The organism is Candidatus Woesearchaeota archaeon (assembly GCA_021735165.1).
Taxonomy (GTDB): Archaea; Nanobdellota; Nanobdellia; order Woesearchaeales; family 21-14-0-10-32-9; genus JAIPET01.
Map to the genome: position 1 here is coordinate 1 of JAIPHP010000016.1, position 19,267 is coordinate 19,267.

At 31.4% G+C, this 19,267-nt stretch carries 23 protein-coding genes and 2 tRNA genes; 6 read left to right on the forward strand and 19 right to left on the reverse strand.

Annotation, left to right across the window (positions count from 1 at the left end; genetic code table 11):
• Window positions 1-393: 393 nt before the first annotated feature.
• Window positions 394-522, reverse strand: a tRNA-Tyr gene (locus K9L97_04420).
• Between the two features lie 461 nt (window positions 523-983).
• Window positions 984-2,417 carry a hypothetical protein gene (locus K9L97_04425; protein ID MCF7872252.1) on the reverse strand — a complete coding sequence of 478 codons (1,434 nt, stop codon included), beginning with the start codon at window positions 2,415-2,417 and terminating at the stop codon, window positions 984-986.
• Window positions 2,418-2,526: 109 nt separating this feature from the next.
• On the opposite strand from K9L97_04425, the gene infB reads away from it, so the two are divergent.
• Together infB and K9L97_04435 are read left to right on the forward strand one after the other, a co-directional pair.
• Complete coding sequence (infB, locus tag K9L97_04430) at window positions 2,527-4,287, forward strand: translation initiation factor IF-2 (protein MCF7872253.1); 1,761 nt, start codon at window positions 2,527-2,529, stop codon at window positions 4,285-4,287.
• Window positions 4,284-4,769: a hypothetical protein gene (locus K9L97_04435; protein ID MCF7872254.1), complete on the forward strand. Its 486-nt coding sequence runs from the start codon at window positions 4,284-4,286 to the stop codon at window positions 4,767-4,769. Before infB ends, K9L97_04435 begins: the two co-directional genes overlap by 4 nt.
• Before the next feature lie 186 nt (window positions 4,770-4,955).
• On the opposite strand, the gene K9L97_04440 is transcribed toward K9L97_04435, so the two are convergent.
• Window positions 4,956-5,207 (reverse strand): hypothetical protein, encoded by a 252-nt coding sequence (locus K9L97_04440; protein ID MCF7872255.1) that lies wholly within the window; start codon window positions 5,205-5,207, stop codon window positions 4,956-4,958.
• A 131-nt stretch (window positions 5,208-5,338) separates the two neighbouring features.
• On the opposite strand from K9L97_04440, the gene K9L97_04445 reads away from it, so the two are divergent.
• Window positions 5,339-7,318, forward strand: a complete 1,980-nt coding sequence (locus tag K9L97_04445; GenBank protein MCF7872256.1) for an ATP-binding protein — start codon at window positions 5,339-5,341, stop codon at window positions 7,316-7,318.
• A 36-nt stretch (window positions 7,319-7,354) separates the two neighbouring features.
• Window positions 7,355-7,909 carry a hypothetical protein gene (locus K9L97_04450; protein ID MCF7872257.1) on the forward strand — a complete coding sequence of 185 codons (555 nt, stop codon included), beginning with the start codon at window positions 7,355-7,357 and terminating at the stop codon, window positions 7,907-7,909.
• A 317-nt stretch (window positions 7,910-8,226) separates the two neighbouring features.
• On the opposite strand, the gene K9L97_04455 is transcribed toward K9L97_04450, so the two are convergent.
• The 16 genes from K9L97_04455 to K9L97_04530 all read right to left on the reverse strand — a co-directional run bounded on the left by K9L97_04455 (window position 8,227) and on the right by K9L97_04530 (window position 16,806).
• Complete coding sequence (locus tag K9L97_04455) at window positions 8,227-8,475, reverse strand: UPF0147 family protein (GenBank protein MCF7872258.1); 249 nt, start codon at window positions 8,473-8,475, stop codon at window positions 8,227-8,229.
• Window positions 8,476-8,491: 16 nt separating this feature from the next.
• On the reverse strand, window positions 8,492-8,824 hold the full coding sequence (locus tag K9L97_04460) for a prefoldin subunit (protein MCF7872259.1): 333 nt from the start codon (window positions 8,822-8,824) through the stop codon (window positions 8,492-8,494).
• Window positions 8,817-9,050, reverse strand: coding sequence for a CTAG/PCC1 family protein (locus tag K9L97_04465; GenBank protein ID MCF7872260.1), 234 nt, complete (start codon window positions 9,048-9,050; stop codon window positions 8,817-8,819). The genes K9L97_04460 and K9L97_04465 overlap by 8 nt, the downstream gene beginning before the upstream one ends.
• A 4-nt stretch (window positions 9,051-9,054) precedes the next feature.
• Window positions 9,055-9,192 (reverse strand): DNA-directed RNA polymerase subunit P, encoded by a 138-nt coding sequence (locus tag K9L97_04470; GenBank protein ID MCF7872261.1) that lies wholly within the window; start codon window positions 9,190-9,192, stop codon window positions 9,055-9,057.
• A gap of 16 nt (window positions 9,193-9,208) precedes the next feature.
• A complete protein-coding gene (locus K9L97_04475; GenBank protein ID MCF7872262.1) occupies window positions 9,209-9,418 on the reverse strand; it encodes a 50S ribosomal protein L37ae in 210 nt (69 codons plus the stop codon).
• Window positions 9,419-9,447: 29 nt separating this feature from the next.
• Window positions 9,448-9,610 (reverse strand) — tRNA-Pro (locus tag K9L97_04480).
• Window positions 9,611-9,660: 50 nt separating this feature from the next.
• On the reverse strand, window positions 9,661-10,317 hold the full coding sequence (locus K9L97_04485; GenBank protein MCF7872263.1) for a hypothetical protein: 657 nt from the start codon (window positions 10,315-10,317) through the stop codon (window positions 9,661-9,663).
• 33 nt (window positions 10,318-10,350) lie between these two features.
• Window positions 10,351-10,776, reverse strand: coding sequence for a DoxX family membrane protein (locus K9L97_04490; protein MCF7872264.1), 426 nt, complete (start codon window positions 10,774-10,776; stop codon window positions 10,351-10,353).
• A 107-nt stretch (window positions 10,777-10,883) separates the two neighbouring features.
• Window positions 10,884-11,108: a DNA-directed RNA polymerase subunit K gene (locus K9L97_04495; GenBank protein ID MCF7872265.1), complete on the reverse strand. Its 225-nt coding sequence runs from the start codon at window positions 11,106-11,108 to the stop codon at window positions 10,884-10,886.
• A 3-nt stretch (window positions 11,109-11,111) separates the two neighbouring features.
• Entirely contained in the window at window positions 11,112-11,897 is a 786-nt protein-coding gene (locus K9L97_04500; protein MCF7872266.1) for an exosome complex protein Rrp42, read from the reverse strand.
• A 5-nt stretch (window positions 11,898-11,902) separates the two neighbouring features.
• Window positions 11,903-12,619, reverse strand: a complete 717-nt coding sequence (locus K9L97_04505) for an exosome complex exonuclease Rrp41 (protein ID MCF7872267.1) — start codon at window positions 12,617-12,619, stop codon at window positions 11,903-11,905.
• A 1-nt stretch (window position 12,620) separates the two neighbouring features.
• Window positions 12,621-13,406, reverse strand: coding sequence for an exosome complex protein Rrp4 (locus tag K9L97_04510; protein MCF7872268.1), 786 nt, complete (start codon window positions 13,404-13,406; stop codon window positions 12,621-12,623).
• Window positions 13,407-13,438: 32 nt separating this feature from the next.
• Complete coding sequence (locus K9L97_04515; protein MCF7872269.1) at window positions 13,439-14,167, reverse strand: ribosome assembly factor SBDS; 729 nt, start codon at window positions 14,165-14,167, stop codon at window positions 13,439-13,441.
• On the reverse strand, window positions 14,164-14,880 hold the full coding sequence (gene psmA / locus K9L97_04520) for an archaeal proteasome endopeptidase complex subunit alpha (protein MCF7872270.1): 717 nt from the start codon (window positions 14,878-14,880) through the stop codon (window positions 14,164-14,166). The genes K9L97_04515 and psmA overlap by 4 nt, the downstream gene beginning before the upstream one ends.
• Before the next feature lie 11 nt (window positions 14,881-14,891).
• Window positions 14,892-15,215 (reverse strand): hypothetical protein, encoded by a 324-nt coding sequence (locus K9L97_04525; GenBank protein MCF7872271.1) that lies wholly within the window; start codon window positions 15,213-15,215, stop codon window positions 14,892-14,894.
• Window positions 15,216-15,447: 232 nt separating this feature from the next.
• A complete protein-coding gene (locus K9L97_04530; GenBank protein MCF7872272.1) occupies window positions 15,448-16,806 on the reverse strand; it encodes a phosphomannomutase/phosphoglucomutase in 1,359 nt (452 codons plus the stop codon).
• A gap of 143 nt (window positions 16,807-16,949) precedes the next feature.
• On the opposite strand from K9L97_04530, the gene K9L97_04535 reads away from it, so the two are divergent.
• Window positions 16,950-17,378, forward strand: coding sequence for a 30S ribosomal protein S6e (locus K9L97_04535; protein MCF7872273.1), 429 nt, complete (start codon window positions 16,950-16,952; stop codon window positions 17,376-17,378).
• Window positions 17,379-17,492: 114 nt separating this feature from the next.
• Window positions 17,493-19,202: an arginine--tRNA ligase gene (gene argS, locus K9L97_04540; protein MCF7872274.1), complete on the forward strand. Its 1,710-nt coding sequence runs from the start codon at window positions 17,493-17,495 to the stop codon at window positions 19,200-19,202.
• Window positions 19,203-19,267: the final 65 nt, after the last annotated feature.

Here is a 19,267-nt window from a genome sequence, read left to right on the forward strand (position 1 = left end):
ATCTGAACAATTGATAGCGCAGTTTCGTCCGCAGATTATTCTGCGGCGAAGCCGCGACTTAAATATTTCTAAGAAAAAGAAGTTATTTCGACCTAAAGGTCGGGGAATTAAACCCCAGAACTCACTACGTTCGCATTAAGATATAAAATAATCTAAATCAAACCAGATTGTCACGAAAAAATTCACATAAGGTAGTTCCTTTTTGTGGGTTTTAGTATTTAACATTTATGGAAATTTAATATGTTGTTTTTTAGGGCTATTTGTTTATTTTATTTATTTTATTTATTTTAGGGATTTGTCTGTTTTTTTAATTCATTATTTAATTCAGAAACAAGACGCCATTCGTATCAATCTTAAAAGATGAATATTTTTGATTTTAGTATGCAAAAAGGATCCCTCGGGGGAGATTTGAACTCCCGACCTTTCGGTTTCAGCTGACCATTTTTCATCCATACCAAAAACACTTTGGTTTGTCAAGTGGAATTCTACAGCCGAACGCTCTACCAATTGAGCTACCGAGGGTTGATTTAGAGAATAAATACGTGTTTTATAAAAGTTTCTAAAGATCTAGTTTATTCTGAATTGATATATTTGAAGAAAAAATTCTTTCAGACAAAATGCAGAGCTCATCATTAGATGTGAATCTTATATGAAGATGGAAATTAAAATACTGAAAATCACTGCTCGATGCCCACATATAAACGAAAAAGTAGTATATAACGCGAAAAGCCCCAAAAAGTGTCGACTATGTATCTCTACACTATATGCACAAAAACACAGTTTTTGGTACAACAAAAATGAACGAACAGTTTTGTGCATGATAAAGCATGACAAAATCAAAGTTTTTGCGTATAATAAATGCAAAGCATTATTTATATTAAATTCTCTTCGCTAGGAAGCAACAACAAACTTAGAACTCTCAAATAGAATGCCCAAGTGGAAAAAAATGGAACAAATTTTAAAAATATTCATTGCGAGTTTTTTTATTTGACAAATATAGGCTGGGAAGACTCTGTTCTTTTTTCTTTTCCTGATTTAGTATCGAATTTTACTTGAGTTCTTGATAAATTCAGGTTTCCCACTATTTTTAATTTTGTACTCATTTTATATGTGATTATTCTTTCTTCAAATGGTTCAAGATACTCTATGTCCCAATATAGTAAAGTTCCTTTTTTTGAAGTGTGTGTCACTTTTGTTGGTTGCAAAGATCCTAATATTCCTGGTTGTTTTTCAAGAGATGCTATTCTTGGTAACAAGTCCGTTATGGTTATATTATGTGTTGTTTTTCCTGATCTGTTTTTTATAAATAATCTGACTTTTATTTCTGAGATTCCTTCTGAATCTTCCTTTACTATTTGTGCTTCTTTTAATAGTATTATCGGGCTTCTTATTATGAAGTATAGTGCTATTAGTATTATGATTAGCAGCATAATTATTGCTAAAACAACATAGTTTCTTATGATTATTATTGTTTTTGATTCTGTAGGTTTTAGATTTTCAGTCCATTTTAATGCTGCTTTTCCATTTTCTTTTATTAGTTCACCTTGAGGGTATGTTTTTACAAATATCCTTTCATACCAAGGCATCAGTACCGTTATTGATTTTTCTCGAGGATAATTTCCTTCATTTGTCAGAGTTATTTCTTCTTTTGATGATAAGAATCCTTTTTGTATGTTTTTATCTGTGTTTATTGTAGAGTATTGTTCGATTGTTAGTTTTTTTGTGGTTTGTGAGACTACAGTATCATCTTCTAGCATTAACTTTACGTCCAAATCGTAATCTCCTGGCTTTTGTAAGGAATCTAGTTCAAATATATATTCTTTTGTTATTTCTTTTCGTGGTCCTAAACTCGTATTTATTCTTTTATAAAAAAAGTCACTTTGTATTTCTAATATTAAATTTTCTAGATCTAAAGGATTTCTGTTTTTTGTTAATATTGTTATAGATAGTTTTTCTCGAGGATCTTGTTTTGATGGTGAGTCAACTGTTAGTGCGACGTCTGGAAGGTATCCTTGTAAGTATGCATCTATGACTATGGATATCAAAGCTTTTATTTGTTGCATTTCGTTATTTCTGTCTTCCACTTGTATAGTTATTGCATGAGTTCCTAATCCGACTGTACTTTTCGGTATTATTTTTAATATTACATCTTTGGTTTCTCCTGGAAGAACTTTTGCAGTTGTCGGAGTTATTATCCAGCTTGCTGCGTTTGGAGCGGAGGGAGTTATTCTATAGAGTTGTTCTTGAGAATCATAATTTGTTATTGTTAATTTATATTCACCATTGTCTCCTGGCTGTATTCTTGATTTGACTGCATCAATGTCTAGTGAAAAATCTGTTGCCTGCACAAAGGGCATCATTGATAATATTAGTATAAACACAATTAGGTCTGCGTATAGAATTTTTTTGTAATCCACCTTTTTCCCTCCTTATTGATAACGTTTTGATTAGTTTATATATTTTTCTGTTGTTTTGTGTTGATAATTACAGTTACCTTTTTAAAATGTGCGTTTATTCTATTGTGTTATGGCAATAAGATCTCCTATTGTTTCGGTTTTGGGCCATGTTGATCATGGAAAATCTAGTATTTTGGATGCTATTAGAGGTTCTAATATTGTTTCTGGCGAGGCTGGCGCGATTACTCAGGCAATTGGTGCTTCTATTGTTAGTATTGATACTATTAAGAAGCGTTGCGGGGTTTTAATTGACAGTCTTAAGATGAAAATTTCTCTTCCTGGTTTACTTTTCATTGATACTCCTGGTCACGCAGCGTTTACTAGTTTGAGGAAACGAGGAGGTAGTCTGGCAGATATTGCTATTGTTGTTATAGATATTAACGAAGGTTTAAAACCTCAAACTTTTGAAGCCATCGAGATTTTGAGGAATTCTAAGACTCCGTTTATTATTGCGGCTAATAAAGTTGATTTAATTCCGGGTTTTTATCGTAAGAGTAACGTTATGCTTGCTAATTTGAAAGATCAAAATGTTGAATTTATTCAAAGATTTGAATCTAAAATTTATGAGATTGTAGGCGTTTTACATGAAAAATTTGGTTTGAATTCTGAGAGGTTTGATAGAGTTGAAGATTATACTCAGCAAGTTGCCATTGTTCCTTGTTCTGCTAAGAATGATGTTGGTTTAGAGGAGATTTTGATGGTCATTACTGGTTTGGCTCAAAAATTTTTGGAAAAAAATTTGTTGTTAAATGTTGAAGGACCTGCCAAAGGAATTATTTTGGAAGTTAAAGAAGATAAAGGTTTGGGTAAGACTTTGGATGTTATTTTGTATGATGGTACTTTGTCTGCTGGAGAGGAGGTTGTTATTGGTGCTATGACTGACCCTGTAGTTGCTAAAATCAGAGCTCTTTTTGTTCCAGAGTCTATGAAAGATATGCGTGATAAGAAATCTAAATTTAAATCTGTTAAGTTTGTTAGTGCGGCTATAGGCCTTAAAATTAGCAGTCCTGATTTAAATGAATCTATTGTTGCAGGCATGCCTTTACTTGGTATTAAGGGCCAGAGTAAAGATTTTGTTATTAAAGAGATTTCTTCTCAGATTAATGAAGTTACTTTTGATACTGATAAAGACGGCATTATTGTTAAAGCGGATACTTTAGGCAGTTTGGAGGCTTTACTTGTTTTGTTAAAAGAAAAAGACATTCCTGTTCGTAAGGCATCTATAGGAAATATTAATAAAAAAGATATTTTGGATGCGGAGTCTAATTTCGAGAAGAATGAAATTTATTCGGTGATTCTTGGTTTTAATATTAAAGTCGAACCAAGTGTTGAAAATGTTAAGATTATTGTGAAAGAAGTTATATACGAATTGATTGATGAATATGATTTGTGGGTTAAGGAAAAGGAAGCTGCTTTTGAGGCTGCTAAGCTTGAAAAACTTGTGAGACCTTGCAAGATTGAAGTTTTAAACAATTGCATTTTTAGGCAAAGCAACCCTTGTATTGCAGGTATTGAAGTTTTAGGTGGTGTCGCAGTTTCAGGCATGATCTTGATGAATTCTAAGGGAAAGCGTGTTGCGGAAGTTAAGACTTTACAGAGTGATAAGAAAAATTTGAAATCTGTTGAGTCTGGTATGCAGGTTGCTGCTCAGATTCCAGGCGTTACAGCTGGCAGGCAAATTATAGAAGGAGAATTGTACTATTCTGATATTAATGAGGAAGAGTTTAGAAAGCTAAAAACTTTGAGTAAACATTTGAAATCTGATGAAAAGGCTATTTTAAAGGAGATTGCTAATATTAAGAGATCTGATAATCCGTTGTGGGGAGTATGATGAATATTGGAAGACATCTTCGGGTTCTTAATGGTAAGGAAATTAAGGATATTAGAAAGTTTCTTTTTGATCAGTTTGGTTTTGATGAACTTTTGGATTTGGTTTTTTTAAGAAGTAATAAAGACAAGGTTTATGTTATTAATAGAGAAGTAGAATTTGTAAATATCAGGGATTTTTGGATTGATAGTGCGGGTTTGTATTTTGGTAAGATTCAACCTGATGGTTTTCGTTTGAGTGTTGAGGGGACTCAGCTTATCGGTAATTTTTGTAAAAAAAATGTTGTCGAGGTTTCTTTAGAGCAAAAGCATGCTTGGCTTAAGGGTTTTGAGTTTGAAGTTGATATTAAGGACGATATTTTTGTTCTTCTTAAATCAGGAGATGATTTTCTTGGTTGTGCAAAAGTCAAGAATGAAAAAGTTCTTAATTCTTTACCTAAATCAAGAAGGTTGCATGTTGTTAATGAAAATTTAGAAGAGAATTAATAAAAGAAAATATTTTAAGTAGCATTAGATGTTTTTTTCTATGGATTCTTTTACCAGTTTTCTTTGTTTTTCTTTAGCTTTATCTTGCACATTATAACGTTTCATAATTCAGAAGTATAAATTAACAATTTAAAAAGTTTTTGCTTTTTTAATCACTTAAAAGTAATAAAAAATAATTTAATAATTTTATAGTATGTCTTCTATTGGTTTCTTTTTTGTTTTAGGCGTGGAATTTGTCGAACCCGTAACTCCTTGTGCTTGTTTTGCTATATCTACGCCTAAATCTTTCAATGCGCCTATGTGCATTTGCATTAGTTGTTCTACAATGCCCAATATTCTCGCTAGTTCTTCTCTTTCTTTTGCCAGTGTGGATAAAGATCCTTTATGAAATCCTATTTGTTCATCTTTTGATTGCTGGTCTTCCTTTTTGTTTGCCATAATTAATCACCTATTTCTGTTTGAATTTACATTTCTATTTAAAATTTACTGAAATGTTTTATTGGGTTAGTTAATTTAGTTATTTTTTCTTCGACCGCAAACATTATATATTGTTAGGAATTGTTTTTTTTATGATACTCGGAAAGATTTTTGGTAAATGCACGACTAATGAGTTTTCTTTTTTGGTTGAAAATAAAGTTTCTAAATTCGAGTATGTACAGGTTTATTCTGATGAATATGATTATGTTTTGTGTCAAGTTATTGAATTGACAAAGGAAGAAAATAGAACTGTTGCTGATTGTATTATTATTGGCTATAATGAAGGTGAAAAAATTAAAAAGCCCATGATACCTTTTGAGTTTGGCTCTGAGGTTTTATTAGCAGACAATAATTTTATTAGAAAAGTAATCTCTTTATCTTCCGAGGGTGCTTTTATTGGTAAACTGTCTGGTAAGGATGTTGATGTCCATTTAGATTTAAATAAGGTTTTAACTATGCACATGGCTGTTTTAGCTAAATCCGGCAGTGGAAAGTCTTATGCTGTAGGCGTTTTATTGGAGGAAATGTTATTGAAAAATATTCCTTTAGTCATTATTGATCCCCATGGAGAATACTCTTCTTTGAAGTTCGCTAATGAAAATGTTGAAGATCTTGAAAAATTGACTTTGTTTGGTTTAGAAAAGCAAGGTTTTAATGTTGTAGAATATGGACATTCTGATCATAGTTCGGGTTTGAGACCTTTAAAATTATCTAAAAAAATGTCAAGAGATGAATTATTACATTTAATTCCAGGTAAGTTAAGTAATTCTCAGTTAGCTGCTTTATATAGTGCACTTAAAGAACTTGGAGATTGGAGTTTTGAATCCTTATTACTTACTTTAGATATGCAAGATAGTCCTGCTAAGTTTAGCGTTATGAGTCTTATTGATAATATTATGCACATGAACATATTTTCTGATTTGTCAGTTAGTTATAATGATTTAGTTCAACCTGGCAAGGCCAGTATTTTGAATTTAAAAGGTTATGATACTGAAATTCAAGAAATTGTTGTTTTTAAGATTTGTAAAGATTTGTTTGAGTTACGTAAGCGCGGCAAGATCCCTCCGTTTTTTTTGGTTGTTGAAGAAGCACATAATTTTTGTCCTGAAAGAAGTTTTGGAGAGACTAAAGCTAGCAAAATTATTAGAAATATTGCTTCTGAGGGAAGAAAGTTTGGTTTGGGTCTTTGCGCCGTTAGTCAACGACCCGCACGTGTTGATAAATCTGTTTTGAGCCAGTGTAGCACGCAATTTATTTTGAAAGTTACTAATCCTAATGATTTAAAAGCTTTAATTAATAGTGTTGAAGGCATTAACAGTGCTACGGAAAAAGAGATTCAAAATTTACCTATTGGCTCTGCTGTTGTTACTGGTTTGACTGATGTGCCTTTGTTTGTTGATATTAGACCTAGACTAAGCATGCATGGTGGTAGAGCACAAAAAGTTATGACCTCTGAAGAAATTAGTTTTATTGATAAAGTTAAGGAGTTTGATTCTAAAAAGGTTTTTCCTGTTATTAAACCCCAAATTACTTTGAAGGATTTGGCCTTGATGTCCGATAATTCTCTGGAGGATTATGCAATTGTTTTAGTTCCTTGTGTTCAGTTGATTTGCAAAGATTCTACTGGTGAATTTAGATTATTGTTAGATTTAGTTAAGGGAGGGGTTGTTGTTGATAAAAATGAGTATATTGTAAAATTTATTCCTGATTTGAATGGTTTGAGTAAGTTACAACTTTTAATTTTGAAGAATTGTCTTTCTAAAAAGAATTTTTCTAAAGAAGATGTTGCTTCTTTTGTTGGAGGTATTATTGATTTTGATTCTGAATTTAACGAATTAATTGAAAAAGATTTAGTGTTAAAGACGAATGATGTTTTTTCTTTAAATGAAAAATTTGTATTTTCCAAGCTTTCTAAAGTTTGTAATTTTGATTCTATTAAGCATGAAGAGGTCGGTTTTGACGTTCTTTTGGATGCAATGGTTTCTCTTGATGATTTGTTGAGTGTTGTTTCCAGGTTTGTTAGAATTGTAGATAGAAGTTCATGTTATTTGTTGACTTATAAATTGAAGTGATAATCTTTATAAATGGAGTTTGTTGTTTGTTATGTTATGGAAAGTGATTTGGGTTTTAATGGCAATTTTGATGTTTTTTTAGGTACTGTTTCTCCATTTTATATTAGTCTTGTTTCTGGTTTAATTATATTGGTTGTCGGGATTATATTAGGAAGAGTCATCGGCATTATTTTGGATAAGTTTTTTAGAGAGATTGATTTTGATAGTGCCATCAATGTTTTTTCTCGTAGAACCTATTCTTTTGGTAGTGCTTTGTCAGATATTGTTTCTTTTGTTATTTATTTTATAAGTGTTATTTATGCTTTTAATGTTTTTGGTATCTTAAGTTTTGCAATTAAGTTTTTATTAGTTGTTTTCGGTTTAGTTTTGGGGGGTTCTTTGTTGTTGAATGCTTTCGAATTTTTTCCTAATTTTATTGCAGGCATTTTGATTCGTAAAAGACGTCTTATTAAATCAAATGAGGAACTTTGTTTATTAGGAGTTAAGGGAAAAGTTTTATCTGTTGGTTTGTTAAGGATTAGGCTGCTCTCTAAAAGTTTTGAAGATGTTTTTATTTCTAACATTGTTGCATTTCATGAATTGAAAAAATAAGTGTTAAGATGCGTATTTATTTTTAGTAATGTTTTGTTTTCTTTTTTAAAGTATGTATGTAGGTGTTGATTCTTTGGAATTTCATAAAGAATGCTTTTAACTTTTAGTTGTTTGAATTCATTTTTTTGTTTTCTTTATTTATTTGTAAAATTTAATTTTTATTTATTTTTTTGTTTTATTTATCTGAGTTTGCTATTTAAAAGAAGTTTCATTTAGTTCCGTATTTAATTCAAGTAGTTAGAAACTATTGTTTTTTATTTGTAAGTTAATCATTGATGATTTTTTAAGCAACCGCGGCATCATAAAAAAGTTATTTTTTATAATCTTTCTAGTGTGCTTGTTATTAGAAACAATTGCGTTCTTATGTGCGCTGGTAAGTTTACGTCATTTGATAGTTCTTCTAAATCATATATTATTTTGTTTGCAGTCAAACTCATTTCTTGTTCATTTGAGTTTTTTAAATCTTTTTTCATTGAGTTTATTTTTATTTTGATATTTTTTGATACTGATGAATCATCAAGTAGGTCTTCAAATATTTCATTTACTTGGTTTATTTCGTCGTTCATTGTGCTCACCTTTGGATTATTTGTTTTTTTCTAAGTCTGTCATTATTTCTTTTTGTAGTTGGGTTGATTCTTTTTTTATTTTTTCTTCTTGATTTCTTATTGTTTGTATTCGTGTTTTTAGTAGTTCTTTTTGATCTTCTAGGTCTTTTGTTATTTTTTCTTTTTCTTGTTTTATCATTATGTTTCCGATTATCTTGTATGCTTCTTCTTTTTCAGTTAGTTCGTTTAGTGCTTCTGTTAATTCTAGTTCTTGGGCTTGGAATCTTTGTCTTTGATTTGCTATGTATTGCAAATTTTGTTCGTACATAGACAATTGGTTTATTTTTTCTTGTGTTTCTTTATTAGTCATTTTTTATCAGTTGGTCGGTTTTTTCTTGTATAGTTATTAGCTTTGTTATTGTATTTATTATGCTTCTTAGTGCTGTTGAATCTTTTGCTTGTATGTTAAATTTTAATTTGTTTTTTTCTTGCTTTATTTCATATTTTGCTCGTCCGTTGGGAAAAATCTTTTCTTCTAGTGAGAATGCTTTTAGTAGTTCTTTATTTTGTGGCACAGTTATTATTGCATTTAGCATTTTTTTATATTGCGTCTACTTTTGTTGATACAGATCTTGTTTTGAATATTATTTTTGCTCCGCAGTATACGCATCTTATTCTTTTTTTTACTTGTTCTTCTTTTATTGTTCGGTTGCAATTGAAGCATTTATATTCTGTCATTTTTTTACACCTTTTTTTATGGTTGGTATGATCTTCCTGCAAATGTTTTTTTGCAGCTTTTACAAGTCCATATTCCTGCTTGTTCTTTTTTTACTTGTGTTTTTGAACAGTATGGACATTTATATTTACTTTTTGCTAGTGTTTCTACTGTGTTTAATTTAGCTTTTAGTGTTCTTCCGTATCTTGGACCGAATCTTTTTGATGTTTTTTGTGTGATTTTAGCCATTTTTTCATTTCCTCTTGTGATTTTGAGTATGGGGCTGCCCGGACTTTCACCAAAAGCATTGTATTCGCACCCACATTTAGTGTATTCGCTGAAAGCGACATACGCTAAGGGTTCAAGGAACGATACCCTTGTTTTGAACCGGGGGCTTCAGGTCCCAAACCTAAAAGGTTAGCCAAGCTACCCCACAGCCCCATTTGGTCTAAAGAAAAAGAAGTCCATTTATAAATCTTTTCTTATGGTTGTTATTTGATTTCTGCGATTAGACTCGGTGTTTTTCTACCTATTTTTGGTCCATCTTTTATTGAGAATCCTGTCTCTTTGAGGTTTTGCCGGGTTTTTTTTGCGTATGAATACGTTGAGAGTTTTGAATTTGTATTCATATGTTGTTTTATGTCCTTAAATATTTCTGTTGTCCATGTTTTTGGTTGTTTTTTTGGACTAAAAGGATCCCAAAAAACGTAATCTGCGTTTTGTCTTGGTTTGTAAAGTTGTTGTTTTATATCTCCAAAGAACATTATTAAAGTTATATCTTTTTCTTTGTATGTTGTTTTTCTTTTTTCTAGAAAGTTTTTTATGAAATTTTGTATTATGCAATATGATTCAAAGGTGGTTTTTATTTTTAGTATTTTTTTTAGTATTTTTTTATCGTTTTCAAAACAGTATATTTTTATTTTTGTTTGGTTTTTATGTTTTCTTATTTGATCTATTGATGCTGCGCTGTTATATCCTAGTCCGAAGAAACAGTCATATATTATCGGGTTATTTTTTTCCCATATTTTTAGTGCTTTTGCGTGTTTTTCTGTTGCTTCTTCTTCTGCACCTGTAATTGAGTGGTATGTTTCTTTTGTTGTTTCATCATAGAAGGTTATGCTTTTGTCTTTTGTGATTATTTGTTTCATTAAATCTAGGAAAGTAAATAAAATAAAAAAAGTTTATGTTTTATATGGTTTAAATTTATTTTTTATCATGTTCATCAGTGTTGTTTGGCTATTTCCAAAGTATCTTAGCAGTGCTGCGAATAGTAATAATTGGTATTTGAAGCCATTCCAGCCATCTTTTAGATGTACTGTTATTATTGCTACTAAGATTATTATTGCAAGCAGTCTTGCTGCGTATTTATCAAAGTAGCCAATGATTAATATTAAGCCTCCTAATAGCTCTATTATTCCCACTATTACCGCTAGTGCTGATGGTATTGGAAATCCTAGTCCTGAAAGCATTCCTGAGAATCCTTCTATTCCTGGAGTTGCAAATAGTTTCCCAAATCCTGATATTGTCATTATTAAACCAACTACGACTCTTAGTAGAAAATCGCCGTAAGTATTCATATAATTTCCACATTTTTTCATAAATTCCATAGTATTCTCCTCTTATTATACTTATTTTTGACCTAAACTGGTGTTTTTTAAAAGTTATGAATTATGGATTCAAAAATGTTAAAGAAAAAAGAAAAAATATTAAATAATTACTTTTCATGAGGCATTAATCTTCTAACTTTCATAGGTATTGCGCCTTCTTCATATTCTTTTTTTGCTATTTCTACAGGGTTGTATTTTAGTTCTTCTAATTGTTTTTTTGTTAGTTTTACTAAGAAAGGTGCTCCCATGCTTATTTGTAATGCTCTACTACCTATCATTCTTGCTTTTTCGTATTTTGTTTTCTGGTTTTCCGGCAATTCAATATTTAACATATTTTAGTTCACCTCTTCAAGGCTTTTTCGTATTTTGTTCGCAGTTTGGAATGCTAAATCCACCATTGTTTTTATGTCTTCTGTTTTTAAGGGTGCATCTCCTCCTTTTTGTAGGGCGCAAACTGTGTTTTCATCTAGTGTCGTTATTGTTAGCCTGGTATCGACTGCTCTTTCTTCTTCTTCTGTAGGATCGACTATAAATAGGTCTCCAACTTTGCAAATTGTTATAGGTATCGGTGTATTTACCATTTCTAGTTTTTTGTCTGATCTTTTGTGATAATCCACATTTCCTTCTTTGTCAACATTTGGAAATCTCGCAGTTTTTATTGCTGCAACAGCTGCTAATCCTCCCATGTCTATTAGATTTCCATCGAAGTTTATAGGGACTATATCTAGTGCAACGCTCCATACTTTTTCTCCTTTTTCTATACATAGTGATTTTGTGTCTAGTGTTTTAGATTCTCTTATGCCTCTATCAATAACTCGAGCGGTTTCTATGCTTTCTATACTTGGTGGTCCTGATTCAAATTCGGGACTTGATAAGGGTAGTAATTCGGCATTTACCATGAGCACTCCATCTTCGGGCGTATCAGGGTATGGTTTTTCTATTGCCATTTTAACTCCTGCTAATACTTCCGCATTACCAAATTTAACTTTTGCACTTCCTTCTGCTGTACTTATTATGCCTGTTTCTATTTTAATAGGTCTTACTTCATCAAGTGCTCTTCCATCAAGTCTTTTTCCTTGTTTAAGTGCTTGTTTTATGTGTTCTTTCATTTCTTGGTTCATTATAATCACTCCTGTAGTTCTGTTTGATATTTTTTGTGTAGTGCTTGTCTTTGTACTTCTGCTATTTTTATTAGTGCGGGCTTTACTAGTTCTAGAGATTTTACTATGTCTTCTTTTGGTATTTTTCCATCCATTTGCAAAAGAGTTATTTCTTCTGTGCTTGGTATGTATGCAACAGGTATGTCTGTACCTTCATTTTCATTCATGTGCTCTTCTTCTCCATCTAAATCTACAAGTATTTCTCCTTCCACCATGCCAACACTTACTGCAGATACCATGTCTTTCATTATTAGTCCTGCGTCTGCTAGTGCAATTGCGGCAGCGCATATTCCTGCGCATCTGCTTCCTGCATCTGTTTGTGGTAATTCTATAAATACATCAACTACTGAATTTGGATAATCTGTTAAGTCTAATATTGGTCTTAGTGCACTTTCTGTTACGTGAGTTATTTCTTTGCTTCTTCTACTTGGACCTGGTCTTACTCTTGTTCCATCTCCTGCGAATGGAAGCATGTTATAATTGCATCTTAGCACTCCTGTTTTTGGGTCTTGTAGGAATTTGGGGTGTAGTTCGCGCGGGCCGTATACTGCCGCATATGCTTCTGTATCTCCTATTTTAAATCTTGCTGATCCGTCTGCTTTTCCTATTATTCCTGCTTCCGCTTCTATTTTTCTTGCTTCGTCGTATTTTCTTCCACTCGGTCTTTTGAATTTTTCTGCCATTTTATTGTTCACCTTGAGTATTTGTGTTTTGTTGTATATTTTTTGAGTTTTGGTCATTGTATTCTTTATTGTTATTTGTAGTATTTTGTTCTTCTATTTTTTTTCCGGTTTTCTCTTCTAAGAATTTCTTTATTCTATCTGTAAGGCCTGGTATGTGTGCTTCGTCTTGTATTTTTTTTATTGCTTGCACAGTGATTGTTTCCATTTCTGGTTGTCCTTCTAACCACACTAGTCCGTTTTGGCCTACTATTATTTTGCAGTCTGTAACATTTTTTATCATACTTACCATGGATCCTTTTTTTCCTATTATTCTTGGTACTTTATGAGGACTTACTTTTATTATTCTTCCTCCTCTTAGTCTTTTTAGACCGGGACCTTTAGCAGTTATGTCTACTAGATTTTGGGAGGTTACATTTGTTATTTTAGCTACTGCATAATCTTCTAATCTGAAGTATTTTGTTAAGTCTGCTCCTTTTGCTATGTAGTCAAATGATGCATCTTTTAGGGGCAGTACTGCTGAGTATGGTGAGTTTATATCAAATCTCCAGCCACTCATTAGTATGTCTTCTACTTTTCCTATTATTGTATCTCCTGTTTGAGGTATGTATCGTCCTGATATTTGTACTGTTTTGAGTACTTTTCCTTCTACGCTTAGCATTCCTAGTCTGTTTGCTATTACGTCTTCGCCTTTTCTGTATGTGCCTGTGCTTGGTAGGAAGTCCATTCCTTTTGCTATTATTTGTCCGGGCACTACTACTTCTTTGTCTTTTGTTATTAGTTCTCCCATTTTTTCTTTTCACCTTTTGTTTTATTTGAATCTTATTTTTTTGTGTTTATTTGTACGGTTCCGTGTGTTTTGTTGTTTAGTTCGTCCATTAGTTCTTCTTGCAATCCTGCAGGTATTTTTAGTTCGCAGTTGTATGATCCGTCTGCAGACCATGTTTCTTTTAGTATTTTTCCGTAGTTTTTTAGTGTGTTTATTAGCTTACTTGCGTGTTGCACTTGTAGTTGTATTAGAAATATTTTTTGATCTATTTTTATAGGTATTATAGGTTTTAGTTTGTGTAGTATATCTTGTATTTGGTCTTCTGCTTTTTTGAATTCGTCTATTTTTATTTTAGCTTCATTCATTGCATTTTCTATTCTTGTTTGTGGGTGAGGTATTCCTGTTTTGGGATCTATTGCTTGTCTGTGTATTAGATTTATGATTTTTTTTCTTTTTTCTTGTCTTAAGTGTTCTCTGTATTCGTTTGTTAGTTGTATGTCTCCTTCTTCAAGCATTTTTTGCACTATCTTATGTATTTCCGTTGTTCCAAACGCTTGTATTAATTCTGTTTCTGAAGCTTCTAGTCCTTTTTTTGTGTCTGAAAATATTTTTTCTGCTCTTAAAAGTTCTTCAATGTCTTCTCGGGTTTTGTTTTTTTTATTTTTGTAGTTTATTGCTAGATCTGGGTCTACTGCTATTTCGAAGTTGTTTCCGAATTTTTTGTACACTATTAGGTTGAATTGTATTTTTTCTTTGTCGTATATTTGTTGTTTGTGACTCATTTTATTAGTTTCTCTATTGTTTCTTTTGATACTTTTTCCATTTTTTTCGTTGTTATTGGTATTTTTGCTGCGTCTATTCTTTCTGCTGAGAAGTTGTTGTTTAGTGCTTTTTTTATTAGTTTTACTGCTAGTTGTATTCCTTCGTCCATTGTTAGAGTTTCTCTGTATTCTTTGTGTAGTTGTTCTTCTATGTCTGCTTCGCCTTCTCCTATTACTGTTGCTTTGTATTGATAGTATAATCCTGTCGGGTCTGTTTCATATAGAGATGTTCCTGTTTCATCTATTCCTGCTATTAATAGGCTTACACCAAATGGTCTTAAGCCTCCTGATTGTGTTGTATATTGCATTAAGTTGCAAAGGTCTTTTACGATTACTATGTCATCTATTGGTGTGTCGTATTCTACTTTGTGTTGTTGTGCTTTTATTTGTGCTCTTTCCACTAGCACTCTTGCATCAGATAGTATTCCTGCTGCTGTGGACATTATATGGTCGTCTATTTTGAATATTTTTTCTATTGCATCTGGAACTACTAGTTTATCTACTAGTCTTTTATCTGTTACGAGTATTACTCCGTCTTTGCAAACTATTCCTATTGCTGTGTTTCCTAGTCTTACTGTTCTTTTTGCGTATTCTACTTGTAGTAGTCTACCGTCTGGACTAAACATCGTTATTGCTCTGTCATATCCCATCATTTGGTGTTGAATTGGTTCCATTTTTTTATCCCTCATGCGTTTTTTGCTTTATCTAATAATCCTGTTGTTAGGATTGGTTTTATTATTATTTTTTCGTTATTTAGTTGTTTGATAAATGTTGTTATTGCTATTATTTTGTCGGTGTATTTATTGTTTGCTCTTATTATAATTTTGTTTTTTGTTGTGTTTAGTAGCATGATTCCTGCTTCTGCTGATTCAAATACTCCTAGTAAAGATTTTATTTGAGTTGTTAGTTCAGTTAGGGTTTTTTTTGTTATGTTGGTAATGCCTATTATTTCAAAAGTTATGTATCTTTTTTTTTCTTTTAATGTAGGCAAAAGGCTTTTCATTTTCATTTTTTATGGTTTGTTAGAAAGAATTGCCTCTTATTTTTTTTCAGTCTTCTTTCTCTTCGTGCTTAAAGGAGCTTTTAATCGTTTAAAAAGTTAACGAAATTGGCTCTTTGATTTGGATATACTGTTTTTTGTGTGTCGTTTCGTGGTGTGGTCAAAATCCATATTTATTTTCAATATTGAAGTTTATTTTGTTTTTTTACAAATTTTATCATTAGAACATATTATAAAAGCTTTATTTGACGAGTTTCATTAATTTAGTTATTTTTTTAGTTATCTCATCTAATTTTTTCTGAGAATTGGCTTCCGCATTTATTCTTAATAAAGGTTCTGTGTTGCTTTTTCTTATGTTAAACCAATAATCCTCATAATAAAACGATAATCCGTCAAGATAAAGTGTTTTTGTAGCATCTTTAAAGCCTTGTTCTATTAAAAGAAAAGCTTTGCTTTGGTTTTTTACTTTTAAATTTAGTTCCCCAGAATGAAAATAAGGATTTAATTCATTTATCATTTCAGAGAATTTTTTTGAATCAGAAGGTTTTTTATCTATTAATTTATTGAGCACTTTTATAGCTGCAAGTCCTGCACAATCCATATAACCAAAGTCTTTAAAGAAGTAGTGCCCACTACCTTCTCCTCCTATTTCTGCAGATTCAGTTTTCATCACATCCACAATATTTGTTCTTCCTGCTTTTGAAAGAATTGCACCTAAACCCTTCTGGTTTGCTCTTTCGGGAATATATTTAGAACTTCTTACTTCATAAACTATTTTTCCTTTTTTCAAATCATCCATCAGCAACAAAAGTATTAAATCGGGGCGTACAAATTCCCCTAATTCGTCAATAAAACAAACTCTGTCCGCGTCGCCATCAAAGATTAATCCAAGATCAGCATTTTGCTTTTTAACTTGAGAGACTAATTGTTTTCTTGCATGAAACTTCAGGGGATTAGGTTCATGACCAGGGAATGTTCCTGCAATTCTTGAGTTTAAAATGATTGTTTTTGGAAACAATTGTTTAATTACATCACATTCCAATTTACCTGAACCATTACTTTGATCAACTACTAGCTTCAATTCTGAAAGCTTAATTTTCTGTTTAGATTTTGATAAAAGCGCATCTTTTAGGTATTTTTTGTATTCATTAACCCAGGCTTTTTTTGATATCTTGCCTTTTTTCATTGATTTATCAAACTCATTTTTATTCATTAAATCAAGAATATCTAAACTGCCATTTCCTGCGTGGATTGGGCGAGCTTCTTTCCCTAGTAATTTGAAACCATTATATTGTTTGGCGTTATGGCTCGCAGTTATCATTATTCCGCCATCATATTTGCCTTTAGCAACAGCATAATAAAGATGAGGCGTGCTACATTGGCCCACTTCAACAACATCGCAACCTTGCATATTTATTCCTTTGCAAAGCGCTTGAAAAAGCTTTTTTGATGAAGATCTACCATCATATCCAATAGCTATGCATTTGGTTTTTTGACTTTGAACGTATGCCTTACCAAGAAGAGTTGCAAATTTAGCATCTATTTCCTTAGGAACCACTCCTCTAATATCGTATGCTTCAAAAACAGATTCGTACTTCATTATTTCCCCCACCGATAATTACTGCTAAAAGAACAATTTTGCTTAAAATATTTAAATGTTTTGTAAACATTTATAAAACGATTTGTTTTTCGTGATAAAACTGAGACCTGCATTGACGGGAAATCTCGGGAGGAACATGTAAAATGGCGGAATTTAAATTAAATATCGGAGACCCTAAATCTAAGAAATCTTTAAAAAAAGAAGTGAAAGATGATGAAGCCGAAGTTTTTATTGGCAAAATTATTGGGGAAACAATAAAAGGTGATTTATTCAGCATGGAAGGATATGAGTTTCAAATAATGGGAGGCTCAGATTACACAGGAGTTCCAATGAGAAAAGATGTCATGGGCACTGCTAGAAAAAAAATACTTATTGTTTCTGGAACTGGTATAAGAAAAAATAGAAAAGGTAGAAAAGTAAGAAAAACAATGGCAGGAAATACAATACATGAAAAAACTGCTCAAATTAACTTAAAAGTCTTAAAAGAAGGCAAAACTCCTCTTTTTGAAGAACCCAAAGCAGAAGCTACAACAGAAACACCTAATGCGACTGAAGCAAAAAAAGAAGAATAAAATTTTATTTTTTCTTTTCTGATAATTTCTTTTCTAATAATTTCTATCAAATAACATGCCATTAACTATTTATTAACATATAATTTTATATAGTTTCATAAATATTTTTATGAAATGAGCTTTAAACAATTAATTGCGAAAAAAATAATAAACGAATTAAAATCAGTCTCAAAAAATATAGATTTAGACGTAGCACAAGTTAAGTCCATTTTAGAGATTCCTCCAAAACAAGAACTCGGAGATTATGCATTTCCTTGTTTTATTTTGGCAAAAGAATTGAAAAAATCCCCTGCAGAAATAGCTAAAAATTTAGCAGAAACATTAGACGCAGATTTTTTAGAATCTTCAGTTTCTAAAGGACCATATGTTAATTTTTGGATTAAAAAATCTGCTTTAGCTAAAAATATTTTGGATGAATTAGAAGAAACTATTAAAGTTGATAAGTCTGATAAGATAGTTTTGGAATCTCCAGGTCCTAATACTAATAAGCCTTTACATTTAGGGCATGTTAGAAATATGTTGTTAGGTGTTTCTTTAAAAAACATTTTAAGCTATGTTGGTCACAAAGTCATTCCTGTTGATGTTGTCAACGACAGAGGAATCCATATTTGCAAATCTATGATTGCGTACGAATTATTTGGAAATGAAAAAACCCCTAAAAGTACTGGTATAAAAGGAGATTATTTTGTTGGAAATTATTACGTTAAATTTTCTCAGGAAGCTAAAAAAAATCCTGAACTTGATGAACAAGTTAAAGAAATGCTTTTAAAATGGGAAGCTGGTGATGAAAAAACTAGAAAATTATGGCAAAAGATGAGAGATTGGTGCCTTGAAGGTTTTGAAAAATCTTTTAAAAATTACGGGGTTATTAGAGAAAAAGTTTATTATGAAAGTGAAACTTACAAGAACGGTAAGAAAATAATTCTTAAAAATTTAAGTAAAAACATTTTTGAAAAAGGTGAAGATGGATCTGTTCTTGCTAATTTAGAACATGCAGGTCTTGGTAAAAAAGTTTTATTAAGAGCTGATGGCACGAGTATTTACGTCACTCAAGATATTGAATTAGCAAGGCAAAGATATGAAGATTATAACATGGATAGAGCTATTTACATTGTTGGAACTGAACAAATCCATCATTTTAAGGTCTTATTTGAAATTCTAAAGATGATTGGTTTTAGTTTTGCAGATAAGTGTTATCATTTAGCTTACGGCATGGTTTATTTACCTGATGGCAAAATGAAATCCAGAGAGGGCACCATTGTTGATGCGGACACATTCAGAAAAGATATGATTGATTTAGCAAAGAAAGAATTAAAAAACAGATATGATGATTTAGAAGAAAAAGAATTAAACAAAAGAGCTGAAAGTATCGCTATGGGTGCAGTGAACTTTTTTATATTAAAATATGATGCTCATAAAGATTTTGTTTACGATCCAAAACAATCGTTGAGTTTTACAGGAGATTCAGGCCCTTATATTCAGTATAGTCATGCCAGAATTTGTAGTATTGAAAGAAAAGCTGGCATAACTCCTAAAGAAATAGATTATGAACTTTTAAATTTAAATTCTGAAAGGAACATAATAAACAAACTAAGAGATTTTAATATTGTAATAAAAAAATCTGCAGAATCATATAGGCCTTCACTAATTGCGAATTATATTTTAGAGTTGGCGCAATTATTTAATAATTATTATCATGAAACTCCTGTCATAGTAGAAAATGAAGAAATTAAAATGGCTAGACTTTTCTTGATTGGTAAAGTTAAATATGTGTTAAAAGAAGGGCTTTTTTTACTCAATATTAAAGCACTAGAGGAAATGTAAATTATTAAAAAAAGCTAATTATTCGAGATTTTTATAACAATCAATAAATATGAGAATGAAATTCT